Origin of the sequence: Mesorhizobium sp. M1E.F.Ca.ET.041.01.1.1, from assembly GCF_003997355.1 — a bacterium.
GTDB lineage: Bacteria > Pseudomonadota > Alphaproteobacteria > Rhizobiales > Rhizobiaceae > Mesorhizobium.
Genome location: NZ_RZSL01000290.1, coordinates 1 through 7,712, shown reverse-complemented (window position 1 = coordinate 7,712; position 7,712 = coordinate 1). Strand labels below are relative to the sequence as shown.

Sequence of the window (7,712 nt, the reverse complement as noted above, 5' to 3'; positions counted from 1 at the left end):
GAGCAGGTCAGGGTGCGGCTGCTCGACAAGAAGTGGGCGAGCGAGGACGAGCTCAAGGCCATCGACAAGGAGGTTCGCGACATTGTCGCCGATGCCGCTGAATTCGCCCAGAACGACGCCGAGCCGGATCCGTCCGAGCTCTGGACCGACATCGTACTCTAAGGAGAGGGCAAGGACATGCCGATCGAAATTCTCATGCCCGCGCTTTCCCCGACGATGGAAGAGGGCAATCTTTCCAAATGGCTGAAGAACGAGGGCGACAAGGTCGTCGCCGGTGACGTGATCGCCGAGATCGAAACCGACAAGGCAACGATGGAAGTCGAAGCCGTCGACGAAGGCACGCTGGCCAAGATCGTGGTTCCCGCCGGCACCGAAGGCGTCAAGGTCAATGCGGTGATCGCCGTGCTTGCGGTCGATGGCGAAGACGTCGACAAGGCCGGCGAAGGCGTCGGCGAAGAGCCTGCCAAGGCCGAACCGGCTGCGGCAGCGCCAGCGCCGGCCGCAGCCAAGAGCGAAGCCGCGGCACCCGTCGCGGCCGCGCCGAAAACGGAAGTCGCGGCCGATCCGGACATCCCCGCTGGCACCGAGATGGTCTCGACCACGGTGCGCGAGGCGCTCCGCGACGCGATGGCCGAGGAAATGCGCCGCGACGGCGACGTCTTCGTCATGGGCGAGGAGGTCGCCGAGTACCAGGGCGCCTACAAGATCACGCAAGGCCTGCTGCAGGAATTCGGACCGCGTCGCGTCGTCGACACGCCGATCACCGAGCACGGCTTTGCCGGCGTCGGCGTCGGAGCGGCCATGGCCGGCCTGAAGCCGATCGTCGAGTTCATGACCTTCAACTTCGCCATGCAGGCGATCGACCAGATCATCAACTCGGCCGCCAAGACGCTCTATATGTCCGGCGGCCAGATGGGCGCGCCGATCGTGTTCCGCGGACCGAACGGCGCCGCCGCGCGCGTCGCCGCCCAGCACTCGCAGTGCTATGCCGCCTGGTACAGCCACATCCCCGGCCTGAAGGTGGTGATGCCCTACACGGCCGCCGACGCCAAGGGCCTGCTCAAGGCGGCGATCCGCGATCCGAACCCGGTCATCTTCCTCGAGAACGAGATCCTCTACGGCCAGTCCTTCGACGTGCCGAAACTCGATGACTTCGTGCTGCCGATCGGCAAGGCGCGCGTCCACAAACAGGGCAAGGACGTCACCATCGTCTCCTTCGGCATCGGCATGACCTACGCGGTCAAGGCGGAAGCCGAACTGCGCGGCATGGGCATCGATGCCGAGATCATCGATCTGAGAACCATCCGTCCGCTCGATTTCGACACCATCATCGCCTCGGTGAAGAGGACCAATCGCCTCGTCGTGGTGGAAGAAGGCTTCCCGCAAAGCTCGGTCGGCGACCACATCGCCAACCAGGTCTCGCAGCGCGCCTTCGACTTCCTCGACGCGCCGGTGATCACCATCGCCGGCAAGGACGTGCCGATGCCTTACGCGGCAAACCTCGAGAAGCTGGCGCTGCCCAATGTCGGCGAGGTTGTCGAGGCGGTCAAAGCCGTCACCTATCGCTGAGCCGGCCGGGAGGATCACATGCCAATCAACATCACCATGCCGGCGCTTTCTCCCACGATGGAGGAGGGCAATCTCGCCAAGTGGCTCGTGAAAGAGGGCGACAAGGTTTCGCCCGGCGACGTGATCGCCGAGATCGAGACCGACAAGGCGACGATGGAAGTCGAGGCCGTCGATGAGGGCACCGTCGCCAAGCTCGTCGTTCCGGCCGGAACCGAAGGCGTCAAGGTCAACGCCGTGATCGCCATCCTGGCCGGCGAAGGCGAGGATGCCAGTGCCGCGGCAAAAGCCGACGGCGGCGCCGCGGCCAAGGCGGAAGCTCCGAAAGCGGACGCTCCTAAGGCCGAAACGCCTAAGGAAGCGCCGAAGCCGGCAGCCTCCGCTCCAGCGCCTGCACCGGCTAAGGCCGTGCCCGCTCCGGTCGCCAACGGCCATGCCGGCGGCGAGCGCGTTTTCGCTTCCCCGCTTGCGCGCCGCATCGCCAAGGATGCCGGCGTCGACGTCGGGGCGCTGGCTGGTTCCGGTCCGCACGGCCGCGTGGTGAAGGCCGATGTCGAGGCGGCGATCTCTTCCGGCGGAGCCAAGGCTCCGGCTGCCGCCAAGGCGCCAGGTGCGCCGCCGGCCGCTCCGGCCCCCGCGCCGAAGCCGATGTCGGACGATCAGGTGCTGAAGCTGTTCGCGGAAGGCTCCTACGAGCTCGTCCCGCACGACAATATGCGCAAGACCATCGCGCGCCGCCTTGTCGAGGCCAAGAGCACCATTCCGCATTTCTATCTGACACTCGACTGCGAGCTCGACGCGCTGCTTGCGCTGCGCACGCAGCTCAATGCGGCAGCACCCATGCGGAAGACGGAAAAGGGCGAGGTTCCGGCCTACAAGCTCTCGGTCAACGACATGGTGATCAAGGCGATGGCGATGGCGCTGATGGCGGTGCCGGACGCCAACGCCTCCTGGACCGACAGCGCCATGGTCAAGCACAAGCATGCCGATGTCGGCGTTGCCGTGTCGATCCCCGGCGGCCTGATCACCCCGATCATCCGCCACGCCAATGAAAAGACGCTGTCGGTCATCTCCAACGAGATGAAGGACCTTGCCAGCCGTGCCCGCAGCCGCAAGCTGAAGCCAGAAGAATACCAGGGCGGCACCACGGCCGTCTCCAATCTCGGCATGTTCGGCGTCAAGGATTTCGCCGCCGTCATCAACCCGCCGCATGCGACGATCCTGGCGGTCGGTGCCGGTGAAGAGCGCGCGGTGGTGAAGAAGGGCGAGATCAAGATCGCCACCGTGATGTCGGCAACTTTGTCCACCGATCACCGTGCCGTCGACGGCGCGCTCGGCGCGGAACTACTCGGTGCCTTCAAGCGCATGATCGAGAACCCGATGGGCATGCTGGTCTAGGAAGGAAAAGAGGCGGTGCGGAAGTTCTTCACCAGCCTTTTCGCCTTCATCCTATCCGGTCTGGCTGGCGGACTGGTCGTGCAGGAACTGGCCGTGCTTACCGGCGCGACCGAAGAATACATTCTGGTCTTCGCCGCAACGGTGATGATCCTCATCGTAGTGACGATCGCCTTCTTCCTGATCCAGTTCCGGGCTGAGCCGGTTCGGGCGGTCGACCGGATGTTCTGGTGGCTGCTTGCGATCTTCGCGATCATTCTGGTCGCGCTCGCCGGCTGGACGTTTTCGGTGCCGCCCGAGAACCGGGCGACCGCAAGCGACCTTTCGATCGTTGCCGGGCTGATCCTGCCCGGCGTTGCGGCGATCATCGTGCAATGGCTGTTCGTGCGCTGGCGGCTCAAGCGCTCGTCGGCACCATTCGGCAGGGATGGGGTAAGGGCATGAAGACAATTCTCTGCTACGGCGATTCGCTGACCTGGGGCTACGACGCCGCCAGCCTCGGCCGCCATGCGTTGGAAGACCGCTGGCCGAGCGTGCTCGAGGCGGCGCTGGGCGAGGGCATTGAGGTCATTGCCGAGGGCCTCAACGGCCGCACCACTGCCTTCGACGATTACCTGGCCGGTGCGGACCGCAACGGCGCGAGGACGTTGCCGACGATCCTGACGAGCCACGCGCCGCTCGACCTTGTCATCATCATGCTCGGCGCCAACGACATGAAGCCATGGATCCACGGCAATCCCGTCGCCGCCAAGCAGGGCATCCAGCGCCTGATCGATATCGTGCGCGGCCATGACTATCCATTCGACTGGCCGGCGCCGCAGATCCTTATCGTCGCGCCGCCTGCGGTAACGCGCACCGACAATGCCGAATTCAAGGAAATGTTCGCCGGCGGCGACGACGCCTCGAAGCGCCTGGCGCCGCAATATTCGGCGCTGGCCGACGAGGCCGGCTGCGGCTTCTTCGATGCGGGCACTGTGGCAACGACAACGCCGCTCGACGGTGTCCATCTCGATGCCGAAAACACACGGCGGATCGGCCAGGCTCTGGCCCCGCTCGTGCGTGTGATGCTCTCACTCTAACCCCCAGAAAGATCAGGGAGAAAACCCGTGGCTGAGAACTACGACGTCATCATCATCGGCTCAGGTCCCGGCGGCTATGTCACCGCGGTGCGTTCCGCCCAACTCGGCTTCAAGACGGCGATCGTCGAGCGCGAGCATCTGGGCGGCATCTGCCTGAACTGGGGCTGCATCCCGACCAAGGCGCTGCTGCGCTCGGCCGAGATCATGCATTATTCCGACCACCTCAAGGATTACGGCCTGAAGCTCGACGGCAAGGTCAACGCCGACACGGCCGCGGTGGTCGACCGCTCGCGCAAGGTGTCGCTCAGGCTGAACGGCGGCGTTGCCTTCCTGATGAAGAAGAACAAGGTCGACGTCATCTGGGGCGAGGCTAAGCTTTCCAAGCCCGGCGAGATCGTGGTCTCCAAGACCGCCAAGAAGCCGATGGAGCCGCAGCCGCCGGTGCCGAAGGGCGTCAAGGGCGAGGGCACCTACACCGCCAAGCACATCATTCTGGCGACCGGCGCCAGGCCGCGCGCGCTGCCCGGCATCGAGCCGGACGGCAAGCTGATCTGGACATATTTCGAGGCGATGGTGCCGAAGGAGATGCCGAAATCGCTGCTGGTGATGGGCTCGGGCGCCATCGGCATCGAGTTCGCCTCCTTCTACCGCACAATGGGCGCGGACGTGACGGTGGTCGAGGTCTTGCCGGCGGTGATTCCGGTCGAGGATGCCGAGGTCTCGAAATTCGCGCAGAAGCAGTTCGAGAAGCAGGGGATGAAGATCCTCCTCGAAGCCAAGGTGACCAAGGTCGAGAAATCAGCCAATTCGGTCACCGCCCATGTCGAGATGAAGGATGGCAAGGTCGAGAAGATCACCGCCGACCGCATGATTTCGGCTGTCGGTGTGCAGGGCAACATCGAAAATCTCGGCCTCGAGGCGCTCGGCGTGAAGACGGATCGCGGCTGCGTCGTCGTCGACGGCTACGGCAAGACGAACGTGGCCGGGATCTATGCGATCGGCGACGTCGCGGGACCGCCCATGCTTGCCCACAAGGCCGAGCATGAGGGTGTCGTCTGCATCGAAAAGATCGCCAATTTCCCCGGCGTGCATGCCATCGACAAGTTGAAGATCCCGGGCTGCACCTATTGCAGTCCGCAGGTCGCGTCGGTCGGCCTGACCGAAGCCAGGGCCAAGGCCGAAGGCAAGGACATCCGCGTCGGCCGCTTCCAGTTCGGCGCCAACGGCAAGGCCATCGCGCTCGGCGAGGACCAGGGCTTCATCAAGACCATTTTCGACAAGAAGACCGGACAACTTCTCGGCGCGCATATGATCGGCGCGGAGGTGACCGAGCTCATCCAGGGCTTCGTCGTGGCGATGAACCTGGAGACCACAGAGGAAGAGCTGATGCACACGATCTTCCCGCATCCGACCCTGTCGGAGATGATGAAGGAAAGCGTGCTCGACGCCTATGGCCGCGCTTTGAACGCATGATAAATGGCCAATCGGTGATAGATTGGTTGGGCGAGACTCAGACGCGGCAGCCGGAGGACTTTGACGGCAGGGCAGTTCGTATCCGGATGCATTTTCACCTGATCGAGGAGGATTTGGCATATGGACGTGAATGGCGTGGGCTGGATTGCAGCCATCATCATAGGCGGCTTGGCCGGATGGCTCGCCGAAATGGTCATGAAGAGCAACACCGGCATCTTCATGAACATCATTCTGGGCATCGCCGGCGCGGTGGTGCTGAACGCAATCCTGAGAGCCCTCAACATCGAGGCCTTCGGCGTCGGCTGGTTCGCCTATCTGATCACAGGCTTCATCGGCGCCTGCCTGCTGATCTTTGCGGGTCGGCTGGTGCGCCGCTGAGCCCCACCGAACGCCGCTATGCGAAAATGGCCGTGGCGGCATGCGCCGGCGCGGCCTTTTTCTTTGCTTCGAAAAGTCCTAGATGACGCAGACGGACGGCCGCGACGCCAGCGGCCGCGAAGGGTTTGAGATGGTCACTGTTCTCGACACGATCGCCAACGCGCCGCGCCCGCGGCACCCCGAAAAGGCGCACAGGCCGGACCAGGAAGTGCTGCGCAAGCCGGACTGGATCCGCGTCAAGGCGCCGGTCTCGAAAGGCTATGCCGAGACGCGCGAGATCGTGAAGTCGAACAAGCTGGTGACGGTGTGCGAGGAGGCCGGCTGCCCGAACATCGGCGAATGCTGGGACAAGAAGCACGCCACCTTCATGATCATGGGCGAGATCTGCACGCGCGCCTGCGCCTTCTGCAATGTCGCCACCGGCATCCCGACGGCGCTCGACCCGGATGAGCCGGCGCGCGTCGCCCACGCCGTCAAGCAGATGGGCCTCAGCCACGTCGTCGTCACCTCGGTCGACCGCGATGATCTGGACGACGGCGGCGCGCAGCATTTCGCCGACGTCATCCATGCCATCCGCGCGGCCGCGCCCTCGACGACGATCGAGATCCTGACGCCCGATTTCCTGCGCAAGGACGGCGCGCTGGAGGTCGTCGTTGCGGCCAAGCCTGACGTCTTCAACCATAACCTCGAAACCGTTCCGTCGAACTACCTGACGGTCCGGCCGGGCGCCCGCTATTTCCACTCCATTCGGCTGCTGCAGCGGGTGAAAGAACTCGATCCATCGATCTTCACCAAATCCGGCATAATGGTCGGTCTCGGTGAGGAGCGGAACGAAGTGCTGCAGCTCATGGACGACCTGCGGTCGGCCAATGTCGACTTCATGACCATTGGCCAATACCTGCAGCCGTCGAAGAAGCACCATCCAGTGATCCGCTTCATCACGCCGGACGAGTTCAAGTCCTACGAGACGATCGGCAAGACCAAGGGCTTCCTGCTGGTGGCGTCGAGCCCGCTGACACGCTCCTCGCATCACGCCGGCGAGGACTTCGCCAGGCTGCGGGCGGCGCGCGAGGCGCAACTCGAGAAAGCCGGCTGACCGTCCAAAATGCCGAAATTCGAAGCCATCCGCCGCGTCACCCACACGCCGCAGGAGATGTTCGCGCTGGTGGCGGATGTCGAGGCCTATCCGCAATTCCTGCCGCTCTGCGAGGCGCTGACTGTGCGCTCGCGCAAGGAGCGCGACGGCCGCACTATCCTCGTCGCCGACATGAGCATCGGCTACAAGGCGATCCGCGAGACCTTTACCACGCAGGTGCTCCTGAAGCCGGACGAGAACGCCATCGACGTCAAATACATCGACGGCCCGTTCAAATATCTCAGCAACATCTGGCGCTTCGATCCGGCCGATCGCGGCTGTGAAGTGCATTTCTTCATCGACTACGAATTCAAGAGCCGCATTCTCGGAGCGCTGATGGGGACGATGTTCGACCGCGCCTTCCGCATGTTCTCCGAAGCCTTCGAGAAGCGCGCGGACGTGATCTACGGCGCGAAGCCGGCCTGATCTTCACTCGGCCCCAAGCGCGCGCAGCCCAAGCTGCAACGCGTGCCGCACCGTCTCGTGGCGGATGAACTCGCGGCCCTTATGCGCAAAGAGCTGGCGTTCGGCGGTAACCGGTTGGCCGGCAAGCGCTATTCCGAACCAGACGAGCCCGATAGGCTTTTCCGCCGAGCCGCCGCTTGGACCGGCAATGCCGGTGACGGCAAGCGAAAGGCTGGCGCGCGAATGGGCCAGCGCTCCCGCCGCCATTTCCAGCACCTGTC

The 7,712-nt window shown here is 64.1% G+C and carries 10 protein-coding genes; 9 read left to right on the top strand and 1 reads right to left on the bottom strand.

Annotated elements, in window-relative coordinates; genetic code table 11:
• The 9 genes from EOA38_RS21730 to EOA38_RS21690 all read left to right on the top strand — a co-directional run.
• On the top strand, positions 1-162 hold a 162-nt coding region (locus EOA38_RS21730; protein WP_245480892.1), incomplete at its 5' end, for a thiamine pyrophosphate-dependent enzyme.
• Between the two features lie 15 nt (positions 163-177).
• Positions 178-1,569 (top strand): pyruvate dehydrogenase complex E1 component subunit beta, encoded by a 1,392-nt coding sequence (locus EOA38_RS21725; protein WP_127300207.1) that lies wholly within the window; start codon positions 178-180, stop codon positions 1,567-1,569.
• 18 nt (positions 1,570-1,587) lie between these two features.
• Positions 1,588-2,964, top strand: a complete 1,377-nt coding sequence (locus EOA38_RS21720) for a pyruvate dehydrogenase complex dihydrolipoamide acetyltransferase (RefSeq protein WP_127300206.1) — start codon at positions 1,588-1,590, stop codon at positions 2,962-2,964.
• Between the two features lie 15 nt (positions 2,965-2,979).
• Positions 2,980-3,405 carry a hypothetical protein gene (locus tag EOA38_RS21715; RefSeq protein ID WP_127300205.1) on the top strand — a complete coding sequence of 142 codons (426 nt, stop codon included), beginning with the start codon at positions 2,980-2,982 and terminating at the stop codon, positions 3,403-3,405.
• The gene (locus EOA38_RS21710) at positions 3,402-4,040 is read left to right on the top strand and encodes an SGNH/GDSL hydrolase family protein (RefSeq protein WP_127300204.1); all 639 of its coding nucleotides are present in this window, start codon (positions 3,402-3,404) and stop codon (positions 4,038-4,040) included. The genes EOA38_RS21715 and EOA38_RS21710 overlap by 4 nt, the downstream gene beginning before the upstream one ends.
• Positions 4,041-4,067: 27 nt before the next feature.
• Positions 4,068-5,513: a dihydrolipoyl dehydrogenase gene (lpdA, locus tag EOA38_RS21705; protein WP_127300203.1), complete on the top strand. Its 1,446-nt coding sequence runs from the start codon at positions 4,068-4,070 to the stop codon at positions 5,511-5,513.
• A 120-nt stretch (positions 5,514-5,633) separates the two neighbouring features.
• Positions 5,634-5,891: a GlsB/YeaQ/YmgE family stress response membrane protein gene (locus EOA38_RS21700; protein WP_127300202.1), complete on the top strand. Its 258-nt coding sequence runs from the start codon at positions 5,634-5,636 to the stop codon at positions 5,889-5,891.
• Positions 5,892-6,021: 130 nt separating this feature from the next.
• Complete coding sequence (gene lipA / locus EOA38_RS21695; protein WP_126095920.1) at positions 6,022-6,987, top strand: lipoyl synthase; 966 nt, start codon at positions 6,022-6,024, stop codon at positions 6,985-6,987.
• Between the two features lie 9 nt (positions 6,988-6,996).
• A complete protein-coding gene (locus EOA38_RS21690; RefSeq protein ID WP_126094051.1) occupies positions 6,997-7,452 on the top strand; it encodes a type II toxin-antitoxin system RatA family toxin in 456 nt (151 codons plus the stop codon).
• 3 nt (positions 7,453-7,455) lie between these two features.
• Here EOA38_RS21690 and EOA38_RS21685 read toward each other — a convergent pair.
• Positions 7,456-7,712: CinA family protein (locus EOA38_RS21685; RefSeq protein WP_189434786.1), on the bottom strand; the 257-nt coding region annotated here is incomplete at its 5' end.